Genomic DNA, 25,598 nt, shown 5'->3' with positions numbered 1-25,598 from the left:
GGTTACAGACAACAAGGACATTCAGTGATCTGCCGCGGAACGCGGTCTCATAATTCAATATTCGGCAGGGGACATTCTAATCAGACCTGCCTAAATTTTAGCCCTGCTTAATGGCATGGTCATACACCTAGGTCCGCCCAGGCCCCTGGAAAGCTCTGAGGAAGGAATATCGATCACTTCCACCCCTGCGTCCCTCAAGGCCCGGTTGGTATGTTTGTTTCTCTTATAGGAAATCACTTTCCTAGGCCCAATCGCAAAAACGTTGGCCCCATCAAACCACTGCTCCCTTAAAGCATAATCTTTATAACCATTCCCCATGTGGATGATTTCCAAATAAGGAATTTCCTTATCCAAAACGGTCAAAAGAGATTCTTTGAGCACCGTTCTTTTGATATGGACCTGGTCATCATTTTTACTTTTTAGTGTATAAAGACTGGTCTGCAATACTGCTTCGAGTGCATCCGGATAGGTAAGCACCAGGTTTTCATCCAATACCGTAAACACGGTATCCAAATGCATGAAATTCCTTTGCTTGGGCAAGTGAACCTCATACACCCTCTCCACAGTTCCTTCAGCCAATAACGCTTTGGCCACATGGTAGATCGCCTTCTCATCCGTCCGTTCTGAATTGCCTATCGCAACGGCCTTTTCAGAAAGCACAATGACATCCCCTCCTTCTATACAGGCCGGGCTGTTATGTCCATCGATGGGATAAATCCTATTTGTGCTGTCCTTAAAATCGGGATGGTTCTCAAATATCGACCGAACCACATTGGCCTCCCTTTGTCTCCCTTCCATCTTCATGCTCGAAAATATCATCCCACCTGGGGTGAGCGCTGCGGGGTCCCGTTGGAAATACAGGTTGGGACAGGGAGGAATAACGAAAGCCAGGTCCATCAAATCCACCAATGGAAGCTTGTTGATTTTCTTCTTAAGCTCGTGTACTTTCACTCCCGCTATCAGAGCAGTGGCACACTCCGATGTCGAAAGCCTTTCCAAAATACTTTCTGTAAAATGGGAGAGCCTCGAAAAGGTCAAAGCCTCTTCCATCATTTTAAAAAGGATCTGGTCATCTGACATGGTTTCCATCAGCAGTTCATGCAACGAAAGAATTTGTGCTCCCGTGGTTTGCTTGATCACATTGGTAAAATAATCATGCTCCAGCTGCATGGCTTCCAAATAGGGAACATCCTCAAAGAGCAAAAACTCTTTATTGTAAGGGGTAAGACGGTCAATCTCCTTTCCCGGTCTGTGCATCAAGACTGTCTTGAGCGTTCCAAATTCAGAATTTATTCTCAGGTCCATCATATTTAACGAAACAACAATTTAAAAATTTTCAATAATATACGTCAAAAATTAACAAAAAAGAAACAATCAATTATCAATATTGCCATAAACAAAAAAACCGGACAATAAATGTCCGGTTTTCTTTATTTTCCAATAGGATGATCGGCTTAGACCAACCAACCTGCCACATCCTCTTTACTCGGATTATTGACTTTTAATTTCAACTTCTTCCTTCTTCCACAGACATCATTGAACAGCTTATTGGGATCCTGCTCTTTCAGCTGATCTATCGTATGGATATTCAGATCCCTGATGGCCGGCACCAACTCAGGCGCTATTCCCAAAGCCACAAAATCCTCATCGGTAGCTATCTTCACTTTTTTCTCCGGCCTCATCTGAGGGAAAAACAGCACTTCCTGAATGGTAGAATTATTGGTCAACATCATGGTCAGCCGGTCGATACCAATCCCCAGACCTGCTGTAGGCGGCATACCGTATTCCAAGGCTCTTAAGAAATCCTCATCCATTGCCATGGCCTCATCATCCCCTCTTTCAGCCAGTTTCAACTGGTCTTCAAAACGCTCTCTCTGATCAATAGGATCGTTAAGCTCCGTATAGGCATTGGCGATTTCCTTACCATTGACAAACAGTTCAAATCGCTCTACCAAGCCTTCCTCTGTACGGTGTTTTTTGGCCAAAGGCGTCATTTCGATCGGATAGTCAGTAATATAAGTAGGCTGGATCAAATGATCCTCCACTTTTTCACCAAAGATCTCATCTATCAACTTCCCTTTGCCCATGGTCTCATCCACCTCTATACCAAAATCAGCACAGACTTTGCGCAGTTCCTCTTCATCCATCTTGCTTACATCCACCCCGGCATATTCCTTAATGGAATCGAACATGGACAATCTTCGATAAGGCCCCGCAAAATTTATTTCTTGCTTACCAACTTTCACCACTGGAGTCCCATGAACAGAAACCGTTACCTTTTCCAACAGGTCCTCCACCATTTTCATCATCCAGATGTAATCCTTATAGGCCACATAAATTTCCATGGAAGTAAACTCAGGGTTATGGGTCCTGTCCATCCCTTCATTTCTGAACATCTTCCCAAATTCATACACCCCGTCAAAGCCACCTACGATCAATCTTTTTAGGTAAAGCTCATTGGCTATCCTCAGGTAAAGGGGCATATCCAAGGTATTGTGGTGCGTGGCAAAAGGCCTCGCCGCTGCCCCGCCATGTACTGCTTGGAGTATTGGGGTTTCCACTTCCATCCAGCCATGATCATCAAAATACCTCCTCATGTTGGAGATGATCTTTGTCCTTGTGATAAACACGTTCTTCACTTCAGGATTAACCGTAAGATCCACATACCGCTGTCTGTATCTCAGCTCCGGATCAGTAAATCCATCATATACATTGCCATCATCATCACGTTTCACCACAGGCAAAGGCTTCACTGACTTGGACAATATTGTAAGTGAGGTCACATGAAGGGAAATCTCCCCTGTTTGGGTAGTGAAGATATAGCCCTTTACACCGATATAATCACCTATTCCCAGAAGCTTCTTAAATACTGTATTGTACAGGGTCTTGTCTTCATCTGGACAGATATCATCCCGTCTAACATATACCTGTAGCCTTCCGTAGGAATCCTGGATCTCTGCAAACGAGGCCGAGCCCATGATCCTTCTGCTCATCAAACGACCAGCTATAGAAACATCCTTATAGTCTGTTTTATGGTTCTCATAATTTTTATGGATGTCTTCAGAAGTCACGTTCACAGGAAACTCAATGGCCGGATAAGGATCTATCCCTAAATTCATCAAGGCTTCCCTGTCTTTTCTTCTTTCTATCTCTTGTTCGCTCAATAATTGCATAGACTTGGATATTATTATTTTTATTTTTTGATGGACGATCTTCTGGCCATCTCTTTTTTAATCAATTCAAACTCCCTACTGCTTTGCCCGGCCACACTGGTATTTTCTGCCGCTCGCCGGTACAGATAGGGCATTACTTTTTCCACTGGACCATAAGGAACATATTTGGCTACATTATATCCCGCAAAGGATAAATTATAGGATATGTTATCACTCATCCCGTACAGCTGTGCGAAATAGACCCGCTTGTCCGAAGGTGCCATTCCATGGAGATTCATCAGTTCTGTCAGAATGATATTGCTCAGCTCATTATGCGATCCATTGACCATATATATACGGTCTTTGTTTTCAATACAGAACTTTACGGCCTCATTATAGCAAGTGTCCGAATCCTCCTTGGTATCATTGATGGGACTCGGGTAGCCTTTGTCCTCGGCCCTGTCCCTCTCCTTCTCCATATAGGCTCCTCTAACCAACTTGGCGCCCAAGTAGAAGCCTTTCTCTTCGGCTTCGGCAAAGGCACTTTTCAACAGGCCCAGCATGTCCTTCCGGTACATTTGGTAGGTATTGTAAACAATGGCTTTTTCTGCATTGTACTTTTCCATAGCAGCATAAGCCAAATCATCTATCACCCCTTGGAACCAGCTTTCCTCCCCATCGATCATAATCCTCACATCATTATCATGGGCGGATTTACACAGCATGTCCACTCGCGCTTTTAGCCGTTCAAAAGCTTCTTGTTCCTTTTCTGTCAGTTTCTCCCCTGACTGAACCTTGGTCATGATCTTGGAACTTCCCAGCCCAGTCACCTTAAACACCGTAAATGGAATCTCCTTGGCTCCGGCGGACCTTTCTATGGTCCGTAAGATTTCATCCCGGGTAAAGTCGTAACTCTTTTCCGTACCTTTCCCCTCCACAGAGTAATCCAGAATAGTCCCTATCCCAAACTGCTCCAATTCCTTGATGGACTTTTTACAATCCTCAATGCTCTCTCCTCCACAAAAGTGGCCGAACATTGTTTTTTTCATGATCCCTTTTACCGGTAACTTCAGTTTAAAGGCCACATCTGCCAGGTTGGTTCCCAGCTTTACGGCCATATTGCTATCCATTACGGCAAAAATCAGATACATTTTTCTGAGCTCCGCATCCGTCCTGGAAGCGAAGGCAACCTCAGTGTTCTCAAAAGAAATATTGGGTTTTGTATTCATCGTTTTGAATCAAGCTGCAAATATATTAAAAAAACATCTACAGACTTTATTTTTATTCCCTATAAATACCTCATGTCCACCTTTGACCAGCCTTGTCAAAAACACTCCGCCAATCAACGATAAACCTATGCTTAACTGCCCCACAAACCCCATTCCTTTTCTCCATGCTTTATCTTAAACTACTTTGGAGAACTTCAGACGGGAGCTCAGGTTCTTACGGGCCAACATAGCCATTTATAAAAAATCTATCACCATCTTTTTGCCACAAATTTGCTTTCTGACAACCTTTCCGCTGTAAAACAATGATTTTTCTAAAATTTAATTTAGTTTTTATTGTTTTTTAAAAATGCACCCCCTAATTTTGGAGCCATGATGAAAAACGCAGCAACATATTTTATCTTTTTCTTTTTTTACTTTCGTCCAAAAGGCCGAATCGGAGCTGCTTATTGTCTGGATAAAAAATAAAATTCATACATAAACCAAAGAAGCCCGATTCGAAAGAGTCGGGCTTTTTTATTTCAATCTTAAACAAAAATGAAAGATCACTTACAAACATCAGAATGGGGCTTGGGACTTAATGGCCATGTAATCATCGCCGGACCTTGTAGTGCTGAAACATCAGAGCAAGTAGAGAAAGTCTGCTTGGAAATGAAAAAGGAAAACGTTATTCCTTCTATGTTCCGTGCAGGTATCTGGAAGCCAAGAACCAGACCGGGAAGCTTCGAAGGAATCGGAGAAGACGGCCTTAAGTGGATGGAAATCGTAAGACACCATCTCAACATCCCTATTACTACTGAAGTTGGTAATACTGCTCACGTGGAATTGGCCCTTAAACACAACGTAGATGTATTATGGATAGGAGCCAGAACCACTGTTAACCCATTTGCCGTACAGGAAATCGCAGAAGCACTTAGAGGAACGGACATCCCTGTTATGGTAAAAAATCCAATGAACCCTGATCTTCAGTTGTGGATCGGTGCTTTGGAAAGACTTCACGCCGTAGGCATCAACAAACTGGCCGCAATCCACAGAGGTTTCAGTGACGCTTACGACAAAAGGTTCAGAAACAAGCCTAACTGGTCTATGCCGATTCACCTGAAAAGAGAATGGAAAGGCATGGAAGTGATCAATGACCCTAGCCATATTGTAGGTAGAAGAGACGGTATCCTGGAAGTTTCTCAAAGAGCCATCAACTTCGGACTGGACGGTTTGATGATCGAAACCCACCACGACCCAGACAACGCATGGAGTGATGCCAAACAACAGGTTACCCCAGCTCAGCTGAAAGAGATACTTGCTAAAATCGACTTCAAAAATACGCTTGACAAAGAAAAACCAAGCGAAAAACTGCACGACCTTAGAACTGCAGTAGACCACTTGGACGATCAGTTATTGGATCTGTTGGCAGAAAGGTTTGCCGTGATCGACCAAATCGGTTCGCACAAAAGAGAGCACAAACTGACCGTGTTCCAGTCTGACAGATGGAAAGAAGTGATGGACTCAAGAACAAACAAGGGCATCAAAAAGGGCCTTAGCGAGAAATTCATGAAAGAACTGCTCTTCACTATCCATGAGGAATCCGTCAAAAGACAGGAAAAACAACTTAGAGAAGGTAGCGCCGTAAAAAAAGACGCTTAATAGCAGATTTTAATCCATAAAAAATCATTCCCTTGGAATCAATTATTTTCTCAAACCAAATTGCTACAGACCTTGAAAGCTACTTGAAGACCAAGAGCTTTTCCAAACTGGGAATCATCACTGATAGCAATACTTACCAAGCCTGTTATCCCGTGATCAGGAAAAACCTCCCTGCCCACGAGCACTTCCAGTTCCAGGCCGGTGAGGTCAATAAAACCTTGACCACCTGCACTGAAATCTGGCAATGGATGACAGATTGTGGATTTGACAGAAAATCACTGATTATCAATCTAGGTGGTGGAGTCACAGGGGATATGGGGGGATTTTGTGCCAGCACCTACAAGCGCGGCATAAGATTCCTCAATATCCCCACCACCCTCCTCTCACAGGTGGACGCCAGTGTCGGGGGTAAGCTGGGGGTTGATTTCAATGGTTTCAAAAACCACATTGGAGTTTTCAATGAGCCTGAAACGGTAATCATCTCTGACATTTTCTTATCCACACTCCCCTTGCCTGAACTGCGGTCAGGCTATGCGGAAGTCATCAAACACGGATTGATCAGAAATGAAAACTATTTCAACAGCCTGAAATTTCAAAATTGGCAGGAGCAAAACTGGAAGGAGATCATAGAAAAGTCTGTTCAGATTAAAAAAGAGGTGGTTTCGAAAGACCCCAAAGAAGATGGGCTCAGAAAAATCCTCAACTTTGGACATACGGTCGGACATGCTGTGGAATCATTTTACCTGGATACGGAGAGGCATTTGCTGCATGGCGAGGCCATTGCCATAGGCATGATAGCAGAAGCCTACCTTTCCCATCACCATATCCGACTGCCAAAGGAAGAGCTGAACACCATTACAAAGACCTTATTCAGCATCTTTGGTAAAGTGGAGATTCCTGGAGATGATTTGGATGCCATAGCCAAGCTTTGTTTCCAGGACAAGAAAAATGAAGGCACCACCATCAACTGCTCCCTGCTCAAAAAAATCGGTGAATGCGATTACAATATTGCCGTCAGCCTGGAAGACATCATCGCATCCTTGAATTTTTACAACACTAACCATCCATGAACACCATAACTTTAGCGGCCAAATCAAGTTTTGGCGAAGTTACCATCCCCTTGCCTTCATCTAAAAGTGAAAGCAACAGGGTCTTGATCATCGACGCACTTACGGAAGGTGAAAACAAAATCTCCAACCTGGCCGAAGCGAGGGACACCCAAACCATGATCCGGCTGTTGGGAGAAGATCCCGAAACCCTGGACGTGCTAGATGCCGGCACGACGATGCGCTTCTTAACCGCCTATGCTGCGCTGACAAACAAAAAGAAAACCCTTACGGGCACTCCACGCATGTGTGAGCGGCCAATCGGCATTTTGGTGGATGCCTTGAGAAGCTTAGGGGCAGAGATCGAATACAAAGGCCAAGAGGGCTTCCCCCCTATGGAAACCAAGGGCTTCTCAAAGCAGCTTACCAACCATCTACAGATCCGAGGAGATGTCAGCAGTCAGTATATCTCAGCTTTGGTCATGAACGCACCATTGCTTCCTGAGGGCCTGACCCTGGAACTTACCGGAAAAATCGGCTCCAGAACATACATAGAGATGACCCTGGAACTGATGAAACAATTTGGCATTGAGTATAGCTTTGAAGACAACATCATTAAAGTTCCCCACCAGCAATACCAAAACACGGATTTTGCCGTGGAAAGCGACTGGTCAGGGGCAAGCTATTGGTTCAGCCTTTTGGCCTGTGCAGACCAAGGAGCGCTCTTCCTCAAAGGCCTGAAAAAAAACAGCCTACAAGGCGACTCCAAAATCGTAGAGATTATGGATAAATTGGGTATCCAAAGCGAATTCAGGGACGGTGGCATCCAACTGAGCAAAAAGGAAGTAAGCGGACTGGAGCACTTTGACTTTACCCACTGTCCGGACCTGGCCCAAACGGTAGCAGTAACCTGCGCAATAATCGGCCAAAAGAGTAAATTCACCGGACTGGAAAGTCTGAGGATCAAAGAAACTGACAGGATCTTGGCACTTCAGCAGGAACTGGCCAAAATCGATGCCAAGCTGGAAGAAGGTGAAAATGGTGAATTCACCCTGATTCCTTCTACCGACATCCCCGTCGAAGTATTCATAGACACCTATGATGACCACAGGATGGCCATGGCCTTCATGCCTTTGGCCACTCGATCCCAAGTCACTTTTGAGGACAAAGACGTAGTCAACAAATCCTACCCTAGCTTTTGGAAGCACTGTGACCTGGTCGGCTGGTCCCTTTAATACAATGATATAATCACTGCCTGACCTTTTCTTAAGTCAGGCAGTTTTGTTATCCTCCAAAATAATCCTTTATTTTTCCTGCTTTGCACAATGGAAGCTTTGACTTTCTAATTTCCTTGCAATAATTTCACACCCAAAACCGAAGCACATTTCGGGTTTAACCACAACAATAGAAAAATTGAAATCAAACCAAGAAAAAGTAGCCATACAGGGCATCCTGGGGTCCTACCACTACCAAGTGGCCAGAAATACATTCGGGCCTGAAGCCCAAATCCTGGAATGCCTGACCTTTGCGGAACTGGTAAGAAAGATCACCAGCGAGGAAGCCACCATCGGGGTACTTGCATTGGAAAACTCCATTGCAGGAGCTATCCTCCCCAATTATGATCTAATGGACAGGAACAACCTCCGCATTACCGGAGAGTTTTACCTTCCCATTTCCCACCAGCTGATGGCCCTACCGGGACAGACCATAAACGACATCAGGGAGGTCCGCTCACATCCCATGGCCCTCTTACAGTGCAAAGCCTTCTTTGAGAGACACCCCCATATCCAGCTCAAAGAGGACCTCGACACAGCTTCAGTAGCGAAAACCATCCATGAGGAACAACTTAGGGGAGTAGCTGCCATTGCGGGTAAATCGGCTGCTGAAATTTTCGAACTGGACATTCTGGCCTCGGATATCCAAACCATCAAAAACAATATCACCCGTTTTTGCATTGTGAAGAAAGATGACGGGCAGCCTACAACCGGACCTTTTGACAAAGTATCCCTCAAACTGATCATCAAAAACGAAAAAGGCAGCCTGGCCAAAGTCCTCAACACCATGAGCGACCACAACCTGGACCTGACCAAGATCCAGTCCCTTCCGGTAATTGACAAACCTTGGCATTATGCTTTTTTCATTGATCTGCTTTTTGAAAATCATGAGGATTATAAAAAGGCTGTCTCCCTAATCACTGAGGAGGGCAACCAAATCAAAATAATGGGGGAATACAAAAACACCAAACTATCCTAACGAATGATCAAGCCTGCTGATAGATTAACCAATGTCAAGGAATATTACTTTTCCAAAAAACTCCGGGAAGTAGCCAAGCTAAAAAATGAAGGCCACCCTATTATCAACATGGGAATAGGCAGCCCGGACCTCCCTCCTCACCAACAAGTTATCGATGCGCTGAACAGCACCAGTCAGCGAGAGGATGCGCATGGCTACCAGAGCTATCAGGGTATCCCAGCACTAAGGGAGGCTATTGCCAATTTTTACCAAAAGTATTATCAGGCCACTCTTGCACCTGCTGATGAAATACTTCCTATGATGGGCTCCAAGGAAGCCATCATGCACATTTCCTTGGCCTACCTCAACCCGGGAGACAAGGTACTCATCCCTAACCCTGGCTATCCCACTTACACTTCCGTCACCGAACTTGTAGGTGCAAAAGCGGTTTACTATGATTTAAAAGAAGAAAACGGCTGGCTGCCTGATCACGAACAATTAGAGACCCTCTCACAAGAAGGCATAAAACTGATGTGGATCAATTACCCGCACATGCCTACAGGGGCCAATGCCACAAAAGAAGCCCTCCAAAAACTGGTTGAATTTGGCAAAAAGCACAACATCCTCTTAGTCAATGACAACCCCTATAGCTTCATCTTGACAAAAGAATATTTGAGTATTTTAAGCATAGAAGGGGCCAAGGACATTGCCTTGGAGCTAAACTCCCTTAGCAAGACCTTTAATATGCCCGGTTGGCGGGTGGGAATGCTCTGCGGAAAATCCGATTACGTAAAGGAAGTGCTGAAAGTAAAAAGCAATATGGACTCGGGAATGTTCCTAGGGATTCAGGAAGGGGCCATCGCCGCTCTTAAGCTAGAAAAGTCCTGGTTTGAAAACATGAACGAGGTATACCAAATCCGCCGGGAACTCATCTGGAAACTGGCAGAAAGATTAGGGGCCACTTGTGACAAAAACAGCTCGGGCATGTTTGTTTGGGCTAAGCTGCCGGAAAAAACAGACCCTTTGGCCCTGGTGGACAAACTGCTTTACGAAAACCACATTTTCATTACCCCTGGAGACATTTTTGGAAGCAATGGACATGGCTATATCCGCTTTTCCCTTTGCGTTGCCAAAGAAACCATACAAGAAGCTTTTGATAGGATCAACAGTACATGGAGGAAATAGACAATTTCAACATGAAAAAAATACATGTCATAGGACTCGGACTTTTGGGTGGTTCTTTTGCCTTGGCACTAAAAAAGGCCATCCCAGACCTTATTGTTACCGGGGCGGACAAAAGTCCGGCCCATCGTAAAGAAGCCTTGGCCTTGGGCATTATTGACCAAGTAGCAGACTTCCCGGATGATGATACTGACATCGTGGTAGTGGCCATCCCCGTCAACACCGTGGCTTCATTGGTCAAGGAACTCCTTGACAAGACGTCGGACCAAACCTTGATCATGGATTTTGGCTCAACCAAGGAAAACATCTGTAAAGACCTCCAGAACCACCCCAAAAGGAAAAACTACCTGGCGGCCCATCCCATAGCAGGGACAGAATACTCAGGACCAAAAGCTGCCCACGCCGGCCTGCTGAAGGACAAGATCATGATTTTGTGCGAGTTGGAAAAAACGGACCTGCACCTCAAAGCTAAAGCTTATGAAGCCTTCGAAATACTGGACATGAAAATCCGCTTCATGGAACCGCATGACCATGACAGGCACTTGGCCTTTGTTTCCCATCTTTCCCATATCAGTTCTTTCATGCTTGGCAAAACGGTATTGGACAAAATGGAAGATGACAAAAACATCTTGGACATGGCCGGAAGTGGATTTGCCTCCACCGTACGCCTTGCCAAAAGCTCTCCGGCAATGTGGGCCCCCATCTTTGAGGAAAACAAAAAAAATGTACTCGAAGCCCTCAATGGCTACATCAAAAACCTAGTGGAATTCAGAGATGATCTTGCTTCGGACCACTACGAAGAACTGGCCCAAAAGATGAAGGAAACCAATCAGATTGGAAAGATTTTAGACTTAAAAAAATAAACTTCAATCAAACTACAAGCGCTTCAGGTAGTCAGGGGTATGTATTAATCTGCTGCCATACCAAGAAAACAACTCTCCATCTACCAAGCGCACCACTGCATTAGGAAATTGTTCTTGATAGCGTTTCAAATGCTTTTCTTTAAAAGGAAAGGGCTCCGAACTCAACAGAATAAATTCCGGATTCAATCCGGCGATATCCTCCAAGCTTATTTGAGGGTATCGCCTTGCTTCAACCAGATTTTTAAAGCCAGCTTTATGAATCATCTTATCAATAAAAGTATGCTTTCCTACGGTAATTATTGGATCTTGCCAGATCAGGTAAACCGCGGTTCCTTTTGGAGGTAGACTAATCTCAAATCCCCTTCTAATTTTCTCCCCCAACTCAGCTGCTTCGTGCTCCTTTCCGGTTAGCATTCCTATGCGCAGGATCATATCCAAGGCATCATCCAGATCAAACACATCACTCATCCATACCGGAAAATTCTTTTCTAGGGCTACAATCCCCTCTTTGTAATTTTCCTCTTTATTCCCAATAATGAGATCGGGTCGCAGGGACTCGATCACATCAAATCTAAATTGCTTAGTCCCTCCGATGATGGTCTTCTTCTCCTTAAACCCCTTCGGGTGAATACAAAACTTGGTAACTCCGACCACCCTATCCCCCAACCCAAGATCTACCAACAACTCTGTTAGCGATGGGACTAAAGAGATAATACGTTGTGGAAGGGAAGCTACTTCCACCTGCCTGTCCATTTGGTCTGTAAAAAAACTCATATACTTAGTAAACGATCGATGACCAAAACAATAGAATAAATAGGCCACAACAAAAAAATCCCCGAAAATTCCGGGGATTTTTTTGTAACCTTAATTAACCGTATGAAGATTTTGTGTTCTTTTCGCATTAGCACCCAACTCGACCACCACAGATCAGGGAGTAGCAAAAAGCCCGAGGCCTTTTGCCCTCCCCTGTTGGGTTTACATTCTGTTGCTCTAGTTGCTTTACAAATATAAGAAAGAATATAAAACTCAAAAACTTTCACTATCTTTTATTTAAACTTTCTTATCACCACCAATAAGGCATTAAACATTTTACAGGAAATAATAACTAAATACCTTCTCTCTTTACCGGGTACTCAATGCCATAAAATTAAGAGCGGATACGGACCACAGATGAATATAGCTGTACACAGATGTGCTTAGTTTATCATAGTTAACTTAACAACATTGACCGGGTGATCCCCCTTAACAGTAGGACATAAAGCTGTTGAAAAAGCAATGCTTATTTAAAAATCAGGAAATCCCCTAAGCTGTCTATAAGCCTGGGTTTCTTCGTCATATTCTAAACAAATATGCTGTATACCGTTACTGATGGCCATATATTTGGCTCCGAGGGTTTTATTGTAGACACAGACCTGCTCTACGACCCTTTGGTTCAATTTCACCTCCGGCGCCTTGCACTCCACCAACAAAAAGGGCTTACCCTCCCTGTTTAGTACCAGAATATCAAACCTTTTATTCAACCGGTTGTACTTCACCCCTTTCTCCAAGGCAAAAAGACTTTTGGGGTACTGCTTGAATTCAATCAAATAATATACAATATGCTGCCTCACCCATTCTTCCGGTGTCAGGACCAAAAATTTCTTTCGCAAGGAATCATAAATAGTCAACTTTCCCTGAGCATTTTCAAGTTGAAACTCAGTTTTGGGTAAATTGAGCGCTGTCTGCAAAAACGGGTAATCTGAAATTGTCATGCCGCAAATATCACCTCATAAAAACGGAAACAAAAACGGTCTTTAAAAAATGATGCTTTGGAAACTGCGCATCCCATTATCCTAGAATTTCAACAGCTTTGTATCACACATTGAAAATGTAAACTCCTACCATTGAAACAAAGACCTCATCACTTTTTCTTCAAGGCCCCTTTACAGACATTCATTCAAATCGTAAATAGGGCTGCAGGCGTTGAACCCAATCCTCTGTGAAAATCTTTATTTCCAGCAGATCCTTTGCTGAACTGAAAGCCCCATGCTGTTCCCTGTAAGCTACAATCACTTTTGCTTCACCATAATTTATATAGGGATGCCTGGCCAAATCTTTCACTGCCGCTGTATTAATGGACAATTTGGACTTTATCCCCTGCTCAAAAGTAAAGTAATCAAAAATCCTTTTGGCCACCTCTTCCTTTAATCCATAGACCTCCAGCAATTGTTCCTTACGATAAAATCCTCCAAGGTTCTCCCTGAATTTAACAATCCTTCCAGCCAATGTCTCTCCTATCCCTGGCACGATTTGTAACACGACTGAATCAGCTTCCGAAAAAGAAATCTTGTTGGTCTTATAGCTTTCCTCCAAGGGCCTTTTCCATCTGGAAGTATCTTTAATTTCTTCTACCTGCCCTAAGGAAGCCTTGACCATAGTGGTTGGATTAATTCCTAAAGTCCCCTTTTCCTTGTTCAGCTTCACCGATACCTCTTCCAAATACTCCTGATACTCTTCCTCTGCCAAATGATACCAATACAAGTCGTAGAATTTAGGCACCAAGACCATTCCAAACATAACAGGAAGCAATAAGAGGAACCCTACGGACTCCCTTTTAGTAAATCCCAGATAACTTTTCAAAAAATAACGTATTCTCCGTTGCATAAAAATGAGCTTTTTGGAACATTGCCTCCATTAAAAAACAGCTATCCATCTCATAGACAACCTCTATCATCATTAAAATAATCATATTGGAATTTCTTTCCAATTATTCGCATTATTGCTTTGTAAAATCCTTCATACTCAGGCACCTTGTTATTTAGAAGGATTTTAAATTACGATGAGTCAAAGGAAAATGTTCATTTCATGCACTTTCTGTAATAAATTTGTAGCTTAATTGAATAGTGATAATGCAGCATAAGTTTAGAGCCATAAGTCTTTCTTACAAAAATGCCCCAGTGGAAATCCGGGAAATCATTGCGTTAGATGACAGGGCTATAGAATCACTTCTGTTAAAACTAAGGGAGTTCTTCAATGTAAAAGACACCTTGATTTTATCTACCTGTAACAGGACAGAGGTTTACTATGCGCATGAACTGGATCTCAGCGTTGAGATCATCAAATTAATCGGAACCGAAAAAGGCATCCATAATGTCGTTTCCTATTTAGAATATTTCACCATTATTCAGGACGACAAAAAAGCTATCCAGCATCTTTTCAGAGTATCCATGGGGCTCGAAGCCCAGGTAGTTGGGGACATGCAAATCTCCAACCAGGTAAAAAGAGCCTACCAGGCAGCCGCTGACCAGGAAATGGCCGGGCCATTCCTGCACCGACTGATGCACACCATCTTCTTTACCAACAAAAGAGTGGTACAAGAAACAGCCTTCCGTGACGGCGCAGCTTCTGTATCCTATGCGGCGGTAGAACTTATCGAAGAACTCACTGCCAATACGATCAACCCAAGAGTACTTTTGATTGGCCTGGGAGAAATAGGAGAGGATGTAGCCAAAAACATGGTCCACTTACCCCAAGCGGAAATCACCTTGACCAACAGGACGCACGAAAAGGCGCTGAATATGGGAGCTGAACTTGGCTTCAAGGTTATTCCCTTCGAAGAGGTGCACGAAGCCATGCAGGCAGCTGATGTGATTGTCTCTTCCATCGCCACTTCGGATCCGTTCATTACCAAAGAACTTGCAAAACAGTTTGACATAAAGAGCTATAAGTTATTTGTTGATTTATCAGTTCCTAGAAGTATCGAAACCACGGTAGAAGATGTTCCGGGCGTACTGCTTTACAATGTAGACAATATCCAAAGCAAAGCGACAGAGACATTGAAAAGAAGGCTTGCTTCTGTAGCTCAGGTGGAGACAATTATAGAAGAAAGCATAGAAGAGTTCTTTGACTGGAAAAAGGAAATGATGGTCTCCCCGACCATCAACAAGCTGAAAAACGCCCTGGAACAGATAAGAAAAGAGGAGCTGGAAAGATACCTGAAAAATGCCAGCGAAAAAGAATATGCAATCATCGATAAAATCACCAAAAGCATGATGCAGAAAATCATCAAAGTTCCGGTGGTACAGTTAAGGGCGGCTTGCAAAAAGGATCAAGCAGAAGGGATGATCGATATCATTTCTGATTTGTTTGATCTGGAAAAAGAAGCCCAAAACCCCAAAGCCCACTAATTGCAATCCCTTTTTGGAAGCATTTTGAAATCAACCATTTCCTCCAACTTCACTTAGGATACTTTCCTTCACTTTTTTTTACCGTTGCGGTGGACATCTTTTTGAAAGCACAAGCTTTCCTTTTACTTTAGGCTGCAAATTAAAAAGTTAACAAATGACATGGATTAATCAGAAATGGTTGCTTACCGTTTCGTTTTTTATGATGAGTTTTGGCTTTTGCCAATCCCAAATTTATGAAGTCTATGACCAGCAGTTCAACCTGGTCCAAAAGATCAATAACGACCATATTTATCTTTTAGGAGAGTCCATCCGCGTTAGCGACAAAGACCAAAAACTAAAACTTCTGAACAATAGTTACGAACCCTTTCTTGAGTTGGAGGGGGCAGAGATTTATCAGTACCTAAGTCCGTGGATCATCGTTTCGGACAATAAAAAATTCGGAGCCTACCATGAATACGGCGAGCAGATATTAAAGCCGGAATACGACCATATAGACAGCCATTACCATCAGCTCTTGGCCAACAAACAGAACACCTATTTCCATTACGACATAGGTACCAAAACACTTCAATCTATAGGTAATTTCCAGGAGGCATACTTCGCCAAGAACGGCCAGGTAATAGCAAAAACCCCTTCAGGATATTTGCTTCCACTTTCCAATACCCCAAACAAGCCCCATCACTATTTATCATCGGTTTCCGAGGGCACCATCCTTTCCCATGAACCGACAGGATACGGTCTTATCAATAGACATGGGGAATACATCCTGGACCCCATCCTTGACAGCCTTACCTACCTGGAAGAAGAGTATTTCTATGGATATAAGGACAATCAGTACATGCTGATCAGAGCCACAGACAAGGACGCCGAAATACGTTACAGCAGCTACCACAAAATCGCCCTTCAAGAAGATGTGATACTGGAGTACATACATGGCAAACTGCGTAGGGTGATGAAAAATGATGGAATCCTACTGGATATTTTGGGAATGAAAACAGTCGTACGTACCGACAAAGACCATTATAATGTTTACTTCAAGAATGGCAAGGTAGGCCTTTTGGACAGAACGGGAGTTTGGCAGGTAGTACCGACGGAAAACATCGCCTCCATACTCCCGGGAAGAGAAGAGCTGTACGGGGCATTAGCCGACCAAAAATATGGATTTGTCAATAGAGGAGGCAAGCTCATCATTCCCTTCCAGTTTGAAAATGTCCAAAAATTCTCCGAAGGACTGGCCGGTATCCAAACTGGAGGTCTATGGGGATATGTTGACAGTAATGGCACGATAAGCATTGCGCCTCAATTTGATGAAGTCGGGGAGTTTCATCAAGGATTGGCCATTGTCAAAAAAGAAGGCAAAGCCAATCTGATCAACAAAACAGGCACCCTCCTGCTACCTGAATATTATCATCATATTTCACTTTCTGATGACCATTATTACATCACAGAGGACAAGGGATTATATGGGCTCATTGACCCCATGGGAACTGAAATCTGCAATCCCACTTTTCAATCTATCCGCAGGGAAGGACATGATCGGATCATCGTGGAGAGAAACAACCGTTTCGGCATTATAAAGGAATCCGGCGACCTGGTTCTCCCCATTTATTACATGGATATATTCGTTGATCCTGCTACTCAAAAAATTCTTGCGGAGGACATTTACACACCACCTGCGCCGGTTGATGAAAAGAAAAAGAAGAAAAGAAAATAAAACGACAAAGGCCAGGGTGTTCCCTGGCCTTTGTCGTTTTTGATTTCCTACTATTATTTGTCCCCTTTGGAATTTTTATCTCCTTTGCTTCCTTCTTCCGGCTTAGCTATCGAATCCCTCATTTCGGTATCGGACTTAATGTTTTCCATTTTATAATAATCCATCACCCCAAGGTTTCCAGACCTAAAAGCCTCGGCCAAAGCTTTTGGCACTTCTGCTTCAGCTTCCACCACCTTAGCCCGCATCTCTACATTTCTCGCCTTCATCTCCTGTTCCAGTGCCACGGCCATGGCCCTTCTCTCTTCCGCCTTTGCTTCAGCCACCTTCAAATCAGCAGATGCCTGATCAATCTGCAACTTTGCGCCAATGTTGGTACCCACATCGATATCCGCAATATCAATGGATAGAATCTCAAAAGCAGTTCCGGCATCCAAGCCTCTTTCAAGAACGAGTTTAGAGATCTTATCAGGGTTTTCCAACACACTCTTATGGGTTTTGGCTGAACCAATGGAAGTAACGATCCCTTCGCCTACCCTGGCCAAAATGGTATCTTCTCCTGCCCCTCCTACAAGTTGGGCAATATTGGCCCTTACTGTAACCCGTGCTTTGGCGATCAACTGTATCCCATCGGCCGCCACGGCAGCCACACTGGGGGTGTTGATCACTTTAGGGTTTACCGAGATCTGAACAGCCTCAAAAACATCCCGCCCAGCCAAATCTATAGCTGTAGCCTGCTTAAAGGACAGGTTGATATTTGCCTTATCCGCTGAAATCAAGGCCCTGATTACATTGGGCACATTCCCTCCGGCCAGGTAATGGGTCTCCAAATCATTGGTGGTCAATGCCAGCCCGGCTTTGGTAGCCGTAATCATAGAATTGACAATCACACTTGGAGGGACCTTTCTGATCCGCATCCCGATAAGCTCCCCTATTCCTACTTTGACATTGGCAAAAATTGCCGTTATCCAAAGATTAACCGGCACAAAGTAGAGAAAGATAAACAGCAATATCAGCCCGCCAAAGGCCGCTACCAAAATAATGGCTGAATTTGAAAGATCCATAGTTTATTGTTTTATGATAATTTTATTGGTTTCCAACTGTGCAATCTCCACCTCTGTCCCTGCAGAGATAAAACCGGAATTTGACTTCACCTCATAAATTTTATCCCCAAATTCCGCCTTGCCATAAGGTTTTATATCGGATAGGGTCCTTCCTTTTTGACCTACTTCTAGCCCTACCAAACGGTCATCAAATGCCCTGCTTGATATCGTCTCTTTAAGAGAAAAACGCTTCCATACCCCTGATCTAAAACCATAGATAATCACGCCCACATTGGCCAAAATGGTAACGGCCAAAACAAAAACAGCTGTCTTTGAGTCATATTGCTGAAAACAAAAATAGATTCCTAAGCCGCTAAAGACTGCTCCCAGCACCCCCACCAAAGTGGTTCCGGGAACAAAAATCACTTCCAGGAGAACGAGTACCAGGCCTATCAACAAAAGGCTTATAATAATTGCCAATGTCATAAAAACTTAAATGATTAGCTGAAAATAGAGAGTTTTTTTGGGATTGAAAAACGAAACCCCAAGTTTGACCTTTAATAAAAATAAGCGGTCAAAAACCAAGCAGCCCCGAAGATCCTTTCACTGCAGGGAAGAGTAAAAGAAAGTTCAGAGCTGATTAGTAATCTAAATCTATTGGTATATGATTTAATAGGCTTTTGCAAAAAGCACCCTTCCTTTTGAAGGCTGCCCTGTCAGTACGCATTCACCCATTTCCTCTTCTTGATCCAAGGGGATACAACGAATCGTAGCTTTGGTAAGCTCCTTGATCTTTTCTTCTGTTTCAGAGGTTCCATCCCAATGGGCTGAAATGAAGCCGCCTTTGTCTTCCAGTACCTGCTGAAATTCTTCCCAACTCTCCACCTTGGTCGTACTCTCCTCTCTGAATTTAAGCGCTTTCTGATAGATATTCTCTTGAATGTCCTCTAATAGATTAGGGATCATTTCCTCCACCTTGGTCTCATTCAGATTAACCATTTCTTTGGACAGGGTGTCCCTCCTGGCAACTTCAATGGTATTGTTGGCCAGATCTCTCGGCCCCAAAGCTATTCTGACAGGTACCCCCTTCAATTCATATTCGGCGAACTTCCAACCCGGCTTATGGGTATCTCGGTGATCAAAATGTACCGAAATCCCCAAAGGCTTCAGTTTGCCCATGATCTCATGGGCCTTTTCTTCTATAGCCTGAAGTTCTTCCTCACTTCTATAAATCGGCACGATCACTACCTGGATAGGCGCAAGCTTAGGCGGCAGCACAAGCCCATTATCATCGGAATGGGCCATGATCAAAGCCCCCATCAATCGGGTACTTACCCCCCAAGAGGTTCCCCAAACATATTCAAGTCCCCCGTCTTTTCCGGCATACTTGACATCAAAGGCCTTGGCAAAGTTTTGTCCCAAAAAGTGGGAAGTCCCTGCCTGTAGCGCCTTACCGTCCTGCATCATCGCCTCTATACAATAGGTCTCTAGGGCTCCCGCAAACCGCTCATTTTCTGTCTTCACCCCTTTGACTACGGGAAGTCCCATAAATTCTTCCGCAAATTGGGCGTAAACATTCATCATTTGAACCGTTTCCTCCACTGCCTCTTCTTTGGTGGCATGGGCGGTATGCCCCTCCTGCCATAAAAACTCGGCCGTTCGGAGAAACAAACGGGTCCTCATTTCCCAGCGCACCACATTGGCCCACTGGTTCACTTTTAGTGGTAAATCACGGTAAGACTGTATCCAGTTCTTATACGTACTCCAAATCACCGTTTCAGATGTCGGACGAACGATTAATTCCTCTTCCAGCTTTGCTTCAGGATCCACGATCACCCCTTGATTATCCTCCCCGTTTTTCAACCTGTAATGGGTCACCACAGCGCACTCCTTGGCAAAGCCCTCAACATGACTAGCCTCTTTAGAAAGATAGGATTTCGGGATAAAAAGTGGAAAATAGGCATTACTGTGCCCGGTATCCTTAAACATCTGATCCAGATGCTGTTGCATTTTTTCCCAAATAGAATAGCCATATGGCTTGATCACCATACAGCCCCTAACTGCAGAATTCTCGGCCAGGTCAGCCCTTTTCACCAATTCATTGTACCACAGCGAGTAATCTTCACTTCTTTTTGGCAGTCCTTTGCTCATGTTTACTATTTGTTGTTTAAAAAAAACTCTTTAACTTTCGTTCCCTATTTCGGGAAGCAAATATAAATCAAAAAATTATAACCCTCTCCCAAAGAGCACGTATATAGTGTTGTGAGTTATAAACTAAAGAATTATGAAGAAAATTGTCTCATATCGGTATCTTGGTTTTTTGGCTGCATTAGGGCTTGTTTCATGCAGCAGCTATAGTGCCATGCAAGGAGAATCGGATGACATGTACTTTATGTCATCTGATGACGCTGTGGTTACTTCTAATGCTGTTGTAAACAATACCCCTGAAAATTTCAGCCGCTACACTGAAATTGACGATTCCGGGGAATATGCGCAGGAAAATTTTTCGGCCAAAAATGTAAACCCTGAGTATATCGCCAAATATCAGGTCCAAGACGACACCGCCTCTGATGAAATCGTCTATTTCGACGACGATCAGCCGCAAAACGGAGGAGGTGAAGGTGGAGACATCAACGTTTATAACAATTTTTACGGTTACAACAATCCAGCAGGCGGCAATAATTGGAACAACAATCCCTGGTTCTTCAATTCATTTTATGGAGGGCCTTTCGGATTCTACCCAAATCTTGGATTCGGAGGCTTTTATGATCCTTTCTGGGGACCAAGCTTTGGATTCAGGCCAAGGTTAAGCCTGTCCTTGGGTTTTGGATTTGGAAATTACTGGGGATTAAGACCATTTTACGATCCTTTTTACAGTCCTTTCTACGATCCATTCTGGGGTTCTAGATATGCCTTTGGAGGATTTTACGGCAGAGGCTTTTACGGCTATGGCAGACCTTTGATAGTGAACAATATTTATTCAGGAGAAAGTCGAAGAATCGTTAGATCTGCCAGATCAGTGAGGGGTAGCTCTACCGCTGCGAACTACGTTCGAAGATCCGCTACTTCTCCCACAGCTTCAAGAACGGATGCTAGACGAAGTGCTGTCAGTAGAGTAGACAATTCCAGACGGGTATCTTCTGATTTTAGCCGTTCGGAAAATGATTATCTAAGCGGTAGAAGCAGGGTTACCTCGGCCAATCCTAGTCGAAGAAATGCCAACTCTGCAGTAATGACCCGACCAAGTAGTTCTGAAAGATCCAGAAGTGCCTACACCCCTAGTTCTAGCAGCAGTTCAAGGGATATCTCAACAAGGACGCGTTCCTCAAGCAGATCAAGTTATTCTACTCCTAGCAGAAGTACCTCTCCTTCTTACAATAGAAGTACTTCACCGACTAGAAGTCGAAGCACCTATTCCACGCCATCAAGAAGTTCAAGCACATACACACCTTCCAGAAGCAGTTCCGGTTCTAGGAGCAGCAGCTATGGTAGTTCATCATCATCGTCTTCCAGGAGCTCGGGAAGCGCTACCAGAAGTTCTGGAGGTTCAAGAAGAGGGGGAAATTAATCCCCCTTTTTTTACCACTTTTTCTTTCCCTTTCGTTAAATACTCAACCATCCTTGATAAATGATGTGAATGCCATATACAATTATGGTTAATGGATGTGTATTATTAATTAATTTATGAGACTACTAAGTAAAACTATCATAGGATCAATTCTATTAGGGGGCTTTTCTATGGCTGGCGTTCAAGCCCAATCATTTGACGATGCTCTGAGATATAGTTATTTTAACGCTTCCGGATCGGCCCGGATCATGGCATTGGGCGGTAGTCAATATGCTCTCGGCGGTGATATTTCGAACATTTCAGGAAACCCTGCCGGATTGGGATTCTTTCGGAAATCAGAGTTCAGCTTCAGCACCTCCTATGAAAACTGGCAATCCAACTCCACTTTTCTCAATCAACCTCAGTCGGACACCAAAGGAAACTTTGCATTGCCCAACCTCAGCATCGTTATTAATAAGACGAAGGATCCATTAAACACGGACAACTGGAGAGGTCATTCCTTTGGGATCAGCATTAACCGCCTGACCAATTTCAACAACACCTTTGGCTATTTCTCTGACATTGAAGGCAACAGCTCCTTACTGGATTTCTATGCCAACGATTATAACCAATTCGGAGCTCCAGGAGTCGGGGATCCCGCTGGACTTCCCTTAGATGTGGGGCTGGTTGTTTTGGACAATGGCAGCTATTATCCTACAGAGTATTCCTACGACCCAAACCAGGATGGTTCTCCAAACTTTGACTCTCCAATCCCTCCTTTTCATGACGAATTGATAGAAACAGAGGGGAATATGACCCAAATTTCATTTGCCTACGGTACTAACTATAAAAACAAGCTCTTTATCGGAGGTTCTTTGGGACTGACTTCCATCGATTACACTTCATTCAAAACGTTCAACGAGGAATTTATTGACAATAACGGCAATACGTCATTGTATTATTCCCTCAGGGAAAACCTTTTCCATAATGGAACCGGCATCAACCTTAATTTAGGAATGATTTACAAACCGGTGGACCAGTTAAACTTGGGGCTATCTTATAGTTCCCCAACCTGGACACGATATGAAGAAGAGTTTGATGCAGACCTGCTTGCGGAATACTATGACCTTGATGGCAATTTTGATTTTGATGAATTTGCCCAAAGTGACATTTATTTCTCAGCAATCAACCTTAGAAGCCCAATGAAGGTGAGCGGCGGTGCAGCCTTCTTCTTTAATAAAAGCGGTTTTATCACAGCTGATGTGGACTATATTGATTATTCCAGCATGCACTTATCCTCTCCTGATTTTGGGCTGGATGCTGCAAACGATCAAATTTCAGAATTGGCAGGCAGTGCACTCAATTACCGTGCAGGGGCAGAATATAGAATAAAACTGTTCCGCTTAAGGGCCGGAGCTGCATATTATGGAGATCCCTACGAAAACTCGGGACTCGATAGATCAAAGACACAGTTCACTGGAGGTGTTGGGGTAAAACTCCCCAAAATGTATATAGACCTGGGACTTGTACACAGTCAATTTGACTCGTTTTACACATCTTACCCAGGAGCTGATCTGGTCAGCATAGACAACAAAAGCACCAGAGGCCTGCTTACAGTTGGCTTCAGTTTCTAAAAAAGCTCATTAACTCAGAAATCAAATGCTCAGTGGAAATATCATCTCCACTGAGCTTTATTTTTGCCTTCTCGTAATAACCGACCCGATCGGCCATAAGGTTTTGCAGTTTGAGCATAATTTCACCAGCATCAAGGCCTTGAAACATCGGCCTTTTTTCCGCCTCAGCTTTTGTAAGCCGATCCAAAATCTGACTCAGGCTCACCTCTAAAAATACTGAAATCCCTTTTTCGTTGATCAACTCCATATTTTCATTGAAGCAGGGAGCCCCGCCTCCTGTAGAAAGCAAAAAAGAGCTGTCCCTGTCAAGCAGTTGGTTAAGCACCTTGGTCTCCAGCTTCCTGAAATAGCCTTCTCCTTTTTTCATGAAAATCTGCGGAATCTCCATCCCCTCCTCCTTTACTATCTCTTCATCCAGATCATAAAAATCAAATTTCAGCTGTTTTGCCGACATTTTACCTAGCGTGGATTTACCGGAACCAGGCATTCCTACCAAAACAATCTTTGAATGTTTTATCATTGGGTGAATAAGCGTTTTACCTCCTCAGCCTGAGGAGTATTATTGATATGATATTTTTTAATGACCTTGCCGTTCTGGAGAAGCATTATCCCGGGATTTGCCCGGATCATGGTTTTCACCACGGTAGCATCTCCGTAATAATAGGGAACGTCCCAGGACTTTTCGCTCAGCACCCCCTCTATTTCTTCTGCTGAGCTGGCAGTAATAATCACCGTTTCGATTTCTTTTTGCGCCATCAAAGGCTCCAGCAAATCCAGCTTGGATTTCTCCATTTTCTCAAAATTACTGATCAATATCAAAATCTTATCACCCTCCAAAATGGCATCCGTAAAATCTCCGCTATCATTCCAAATAGCAAAATCTGAAATTTTCGGAAGAACTTCCGGGTTTTTCAACTGCATGTCCACAAACTCATAAGACTCGTCAGTGGGATAATCATCCAAAACAACCTCCTTCCCATCTTTCTTCATGATATAGCGGTATTCCAATGTCCCTGAAGGCTGCATGGCTTCGGCGATATCCACGCCTTCCTTATAGGCTCTGAAATCAATGAAAGGCAAATTCCTTACTGCCCACACCGAAAGTCCCAGCGTCATGAGCAAAGTCCCCCACATGGTCATCTTCACCCAAGTCCCACGCGCTTCCGGAAGCTGGTTTTTAAAAATGAAAAGGACACCTATCATCACCAATAATACAATATCTTTATAAAAGGACTGCCAAGGCGTTAATTTGATCGCATCCCCAAAGCATCCACAATCGGTTACTTTATTGAAATAAGCCGAATAGAAGGTGAGAAAGGTAAAGAACACAATCAATAGCACAAGCAAATTAATGGTCAACTTGGTCTTGTAGTTAATAAGCAACATCACTCCCAAAGCCACCTCCAATACAATAAGGAATATGGAAATGGGAAGAGCAAGGTCCTTAAACACTTCAAAAAATGGGCTGATGTCATGGGCAAAAACCTCGAAATACTCTTGCATCTTAATGGAGGTACCTACTGGATCGTTTACTTTGATCAATCCGGAAAAAACAAACAGGCCTCCTACTATGAACCTGAACAGATTCAAAATGATCTTCTTAAGCATTCTGCACTTCCTTTAATTTGATTAAACAAAAGACAGCATAATTGATCATATCTTGATAGTTGGCATCTACTCCTTCAGAAGCAAGGGTCTTGCCCTGATTGTCTTCTATTTGCTTTACCCGGTACAGTTTCATCAAAATAATATCCGTAATGGATGAAATCCTCATATCTCTCCAGGCCTCCCCATAGTCATGATTCTTGTTTTCCAATAATCCCCTGGTAGCATCCACCCACTTATCATACAATGGCTCCAACTCCTCAAACCCCAACTCCAACCGGTCATCAGCTGTCAAATCCAACTGAATCAGGGCAATGATACAATAGTTGATAATCCCTATAAACTCATCCTGGACAGGATCATTTACCATCTGGGTCCCCTTTTCCTGGATGGACCTTATCCTTTGGGCTTTTATGAAGATTTGGTCTGTTATGGAGGGCAATCTCAGTATCCTCCATGCAGTCCCGTAATCTGTCGTTTTCTTCTTAAAAAGTTCTTTACAAAGGGTGATAACTTGATTATATTCGCTTACTGTTTGCGTTTTCAAAGC

General features: G+C 43.6%; 22 protein-coding genes. 10 read left to right on the top strand and 12 right to left on the bottom strand.

The window, feature by feature from the left end; all coding sequences use genetic code 11:
* Positions 1-90: 90 nt before the first annotated feature.
* The 3 genes from ACYVAA_RS03835 to ACYVAA_RS03825 all read right to left on the bottom strand — a co-directional run bounded on the left by ACYVAA_RS03835 (position 91) and on the right by ACYVAA_RS03825 (position 4,381).
* Positions 91-1,305, bottom strand: a complete 1,215-nt coding sequence (locus tag ACYVAA_RS03835; protein WP_460538791.1) for an arginine deiminase — start codon at positions 1,303-1,305, stop codon at positions 91-93.
* Between the two features lie 149 nt (positions 1,306-1,454).
* Positions 1,455-3,173 (bottom strand): lysine--tRNA ligase, encoded by a 1,719-nt coding sequence (gene lysS, locus ACYVAA_RS03830; RefSeq protein ID WP_460538740.1) that lies wholly within the window; start codon positions 3,171-3,173, stop codon positions 1,455-1,457.
* A gap of 20 nt (positions 3,174-3,193) precedes the next feature.
* Entirely contained in the window at positions 3,194-4,381 is a 1,188-nt protein-coding gene (locus ACYVAA_RS03825) for a proline dehydrogenase family protein (protein ID WP_460538739.1), read from the bottom strand.
* 534 nt (positions 4,382-4,915) lie between these two features.
* Here ACYVAA_RS03825 and ACYVAA_RS03820 point away from each other — a divergent pair.
* The 6 genes from ACYVAA_RS03820 (at position 4,916) to ACYVAA_RS03795 (ending at position 11,342) form a co-directional block, all read left to right on the top strand.
* A complete protein-coding gene (locus ACYVAA_RS03820) occupies positions 4,916-6,019 on the top strand; it encodes a chorismate mutase (protein WP_460538738.1) in 1,104 nt (367 codons plus the stop codon).
* Between the two features lie 32 nt (positions 6,020-6,051).
* Positions 6,052-7,089: a 3-dehydroquinate synthase gene (aroB, locus tag ACYVAA_RS03815; protein ID WP_460538737.1), complete on the top strand. Its 1,038-nt coding sequence runs from the start codon at positions 6,052-6,054 to the stop codon at positions 7,087-7,089.
* Positions 7,086-8,300, top strand: a complete 1,215-nt coding sequence (locus ACYVAA_RS03810; protein ID WP_460538736.1) for a 3-phosphoshikimate 1-carboxyvinyltransferase — start codon at positions 7,086-7,088, stop codon at positions 8,298-8,300. The genes aroB and ACYVAA_RS03810 overlap by 4 nt, the downstream gene beginning before the upstream one ends.
* A gap of 178 nt (positions 8,301-8,478) precedes the next feature.
* Positions 8,479-9,318: a prephenate dehydratase gene (locus ACYVAA_RS03805; protein WP_460538735.1), complete on the top strand. Its 840-nt coding sequence runs from the start codon at positions 8,479-8,481 to the stop codon at positions 9,316-9,318.
* Between the two features lie 3 nt (positions 9,319-9,321).
* Positions 9,322-10,482 (top strand): pyridoxal phosphate-dependent aminotransferase, encoded by a 1,161-nt coding sequence (locus ACYVAA_RS03800; RefSeq protein WP_460538734.1) that lies wholly within the window; start codon positions 9,322-9,324, stop codon positions 10,480-10,482.
* 11 nt (positions 10,483-10,493) lie between these two features.
* Complete coding sequence (locus ACYVAA_RS03795; protein WP_460538733.1) at positions 10,494-11,342, top strand: prephenate dehydrogenase; 849 nt, start codon at positions 10,494-10,496, stop codon at positions 11,340-11,342.
* A 12-nt stretch (positions 11,343-11,354) separates the two neighbouring features.
* Here the strand turns inward: ACYVAA_RS03795 and ACYVAA_RS03790 are convergent, their stop codons facing one another.
* The 3 genes from ACYVAA_RS03790 to ACYVAA_RS03780 all read right to left on the bottom strand — a co-directional run bounded on the left by ACYVAA_RS03790 (position 11,355) and on the right by ACYVAA_RS03780 (position 13,985).
* Positions 11,355-12,116, bottom strand: coding sequence for a TroA family protein (locus ACYVAA_RS03790; protein WP_460538732.1), 762 nt, complete (start codon positions 12,114-12,116; stop codon positions 11,355-11,357).
* 509 nt (positions 12,117-12,625) lie between these two features.
* On the bottom strand, positions 12,626-13,093 hold the full coding sequence (locus ACYVAA_RS03785) for a type I restriction enzyme HsdR N-terminal domain-containing protein (RefSeq protein ID WP_460538731.1): 468 nt from the start codon (positions 13,091-13,093) through the stop codon (positions 12,626-12,628).
* Positions 13,094-13,274: 181 nt separating this feature from the next.
* Entirely contained in the window at positions 13,275-13,985 is a 711-nt protein-coding gene (locus tag ACYVAA_RS03780) for a ComEA family DNA-binding protein (protein WP_460538730.1), read from the bottom strand.
* Between the two features lie 245 nt (positions 13,986-14,230).
* On the opposite strand from ACYVAA_RS03780, the gene hemA reads away from it, so the two are divergent.
* Both hemA and ACYVAA_RS03770 read left to right on the top strand, forming a co-directional pair.
* On the top strand, positions 14,231-15,508 hold the full coding sequence (hemA, locus tag ACYVAA_RS03775) for a glutamyl-tRNA reductase (protein ID WP_460538729.1): 1,278 nt from the start codon (positions 14,231-14,233) through the stop codon (positions 15,506-15,508).
* Between the two features lie 154 nt (positions 15,509-15,662).
* A complete protein-coding gene (locus tag ACYVAA_RS03770; protein WP_460538728.1) occupies positions 15,663-17,222 on the top strand; it encodes a WG repeat-containing protein in 1,560 nt (519 codons plus the stop codon).
* 53 nt (positions 17,223-17,275) lie between these two features.
* Here ACYVAA_RS03770 and floA read toward each other — a convergent pair whose 3' ends face one another.
* From floA to proS, 3 genes are all read right to left on the bottom strand, one after another.
* Entirely contained in the window at positions 17,276-18,283 is a 1,008-nt protein-coding gene (gene floA, locus ACYVAA_RS03765) for a flotillin-like FloA family protein (RefSeq protein WP_460538727.1), read from the bottom strand.
* A gap of 3 nt (positions 18,284-18,286) precedes the next feature.
* Complete coding sequence (locus ACYVAA_RS03760; RefSeq protein WP_460538726.1) at positions 18,287-18,748, bottom strand: NfeD family protein; 462 nt, start codon at positions 18,746-18,748, stop codon at positions 18,287-18,289.
* 183 nt (positions 18,749-18,931) lie between these two features.
* A complete protein-coding gene (proS, locus tag ACYVAA_RS03755) occupies positions 18,932-20,413 on the bottom strand; it encodes a proline--tRNA ligase (RefSeq protein WP_460538725.1) in 1,482 nt (493 codons plus the stop codon).
* Positions 20,414-20,546: 133 nt separating this feature from the next.
* Here proS and ACYVAA_RS03750 point away from each other — a divergent pair, with 133 nt between their 5' ends.
* Both ACYVAA_RS03750 and ACYVAA_RS03745 read left to right on the top strand, forming a co-directional pair.
* Positions 20,547-21,830 carry a hypothetical protein gene (locus ACYVAA_RS03750; RefSeq protein ID WP_460538724.1) on the top strand — a complete coding sequence of 428 codons (1,284 nt, stop codon included), beginning with the start codon at positions 20,547-20,549 and terminating at the stop codon, positions 21,828-21,830.
* Positions 21,831-21,946: 116 nt separating this feature from the next.
* Positions 21,947-23,443 carry an OmpP1/FadL family transporter gene (locus ACYVAA_RS03745; RefSeq protein WP_460538723.1) on the top strand — a complete coding sequence of 499 codons (1,497 nt, stop codon included), beginning with the start codon at positions 21,947-21,949 and terminating at the stop codon, positions 23,441-23,443.
* Here ACYVAA_RS03745 and ACYVAA_RS03740 read toward each other — a convergent pair.
* The 3 genes from ACYVAA_RS03740 to ACYVAA_RS03730 are packed head-to-tail and all read right to left on the bottom strand — an operon-like array spanning position 23,433 to position 25,595.
* Entirely contained in the window at positions 23,433-23,963 is a 531-nt protein-coding gene (locus tag ACYVAA_RS03740; protein ID WP_460538722.1) for a shikimate kinase, read from the bottom strand. The genes ACYVAA_RS03745 and ACYVAA_RS03740 overlap by 11 nt on opposite strands.
* Positions 23,960-25,051, bottom strand: a complete 1,092-nt coding sequence (locus tag ACYVAA_RS03735; RefSeq protein ID WP_460538721.1) for a BT_3928 family protein — start codon at positions 25,049-25,051, stop codon at positions 23,960-23,962. Before ACYVAA_RS03735 ends, ACYVAA_RS03740 begins: the two co-directional genes overlap by 4 nt.
* Positions 25,044-25,595: a DUF1599 domain-containing protein gene (locus tag ACYVAA_RS03730; protein WP_460538720.1), complete on the bottom strand. Its 552-nt coding sequence runs from the start codon at positions 25,593-25,595 to the stop codon at positions 25,044-25,046. The genes ACYVAA_RS03735 and ACYVAA_RS03730 overlap by 8 nt, the downstream gene beginning before the upstream one ends.
* Between the last annotated feature and the right edge of the window lie 3 nt (positions 25,596-25,598).

Source organism: Echinicola sediminis (genome assembly GCF_054777495.1).
Note: the sequence above shows the minus strand (reverse complement) of the source record. Positions and strands in the feature narration are given on the sequence as shown.

Excerpts from the sequence above, each read along its gene's own strand:
- proS (WP_460538725.1), bottom strand. The coding sequence starts at position 20,413 with ATGAGCAAAGGACTGCCAAAAAGAAGTGAAGATTACTCGCTGTGGTAC.
- ACYVAA_RS03800 (WP_460538734.1), top strand. The coding sequence starts at position 9,322 with ATGATCAAGCCTGCTGATAGATTAACCAATGTCAAGGAATATTACTTT.
- floA (WP_460538727.1), bottom strand. The coding sequence starts at position 18,283 with ATGGATCTTTCAAATTCAGCCATTATTTTGGTAGCGGCCTTTGGCGGG.
- ACYVAA_RS03760 (WP_460538726.1), bottom strand. The coding sequence starts at position 18,748 with ATGACATTGGCAATTATTATAAGCCTTTTGTTGATAGGCCTGGTACTC.
- ACYVAA_RS03810 (WP_460538736.1), top strand. The coding sequence starts at position 7,086 with ATGAACACCATAACTTTAGCGGCCAAATCAAGTTTTGGCGAAGTTACC.
- ACYVAA_RS03785 (WP_460538731.1), bottom strand. The coding sequence starts at position 13,093 with ATGACAATTTCAGATTACCCGTTTTTGCAGACAGCGCTCAATTTACCC.
- ACYVAA_RS03735 (WP_460538721.1), bottom strand. The coding sequence starts at position 25,051 with ATGCTTAAGAAGATCATTTTGAATCTGTTCAGGTTCATAGTAGGAGGC.
- hemA (WP_460538729.1), top strand. The coding sequence starts at position 14,231 with ATGCAGCATAAGTTTAGAGCCATAAGTCTTTCTTACAAAAATGCCCCA.
- ACYVAA_RS03770 (WP_460538728.1), top strand. The coding sequence starts at position 15,663 with ATGACATGGATTAATCAGAAATGGTTGCTTACCGTTTCGTTTTTTATG.
- ACYVAA_RS03750 (WP_460538724.1), top strand. The coding sequence starts at position 20,547 with ATGAAGAAAATTGTCTCATATCGGTATCTTGGTTTTTTGGCTGCATTA.
- lysS (WP_460538740.1), bottom strand. The coding sequence starts at position 3,173 with ATGCAATTATTGAGCGAACAAGAGATAGAAAGAAGAAAAGACAGGGAA.
- ACYVAA_RS03835 (WP_460538791.1), bottom strand. The coding sequence starts at position 1,305 with ATGGACCTGAGAATAAATTCTGAATTTGGAACGCTCAAGACAGTCTTG.
- ACYVAA_RS03825 (WP_460538739.1), bottom strand. The coding sequence starts at position 4,381 with ATGAATACAAAACCCAATATTTCTTTTGAGAACACTGAGGTTGCCTTC.
- ACYVAA_RS03795 (WP_460538733.1), top strand. The coding sequence starts at position 10,494 with ATGAAAAAAATACATGTCATAGGACTCGGACTTTTGGGTGGTTCTTTT.
- ACYVAA_RS03820 (WP_460538738.1), top strand. The coding sequence starts at position 4,916 with ATGAAAGATCACTTACAAACATCAGAATGGGGCTTGGGACTTAATGGC.
- ACYVAA_RS03745 (WP_460538723.1), top strand. The coding sequence starts at position 21,947 with ATGAGACTACTAAGTAAAACTATCATAGGATCAATTCTATTAGGGGGC.
- ACYVAA_RS03740 (WP_460538722.1), bottom strand. The coding sequence starts at position 23,963 with ATGATAAAACATTCAAAGATTGTTTTGGTAGGAATGCCTGGTTCCGGT.
- ACYVAA_RS03790 (WP_460538732.1), bottom strand. The coding sequence starts at position 12,116 with ATGAGTTTTTTTACAGACCAAATGGACAGGCAGGTGGAAGTAGCTTCC.
- ACYVAA_RS03780 (WP_460538730.1), bottom strand. The coding sequence starts at position 13,985 with ATGCAACGGAGAATACGTTATTTTTTGAAAAGTTATCTGGGATTTACT.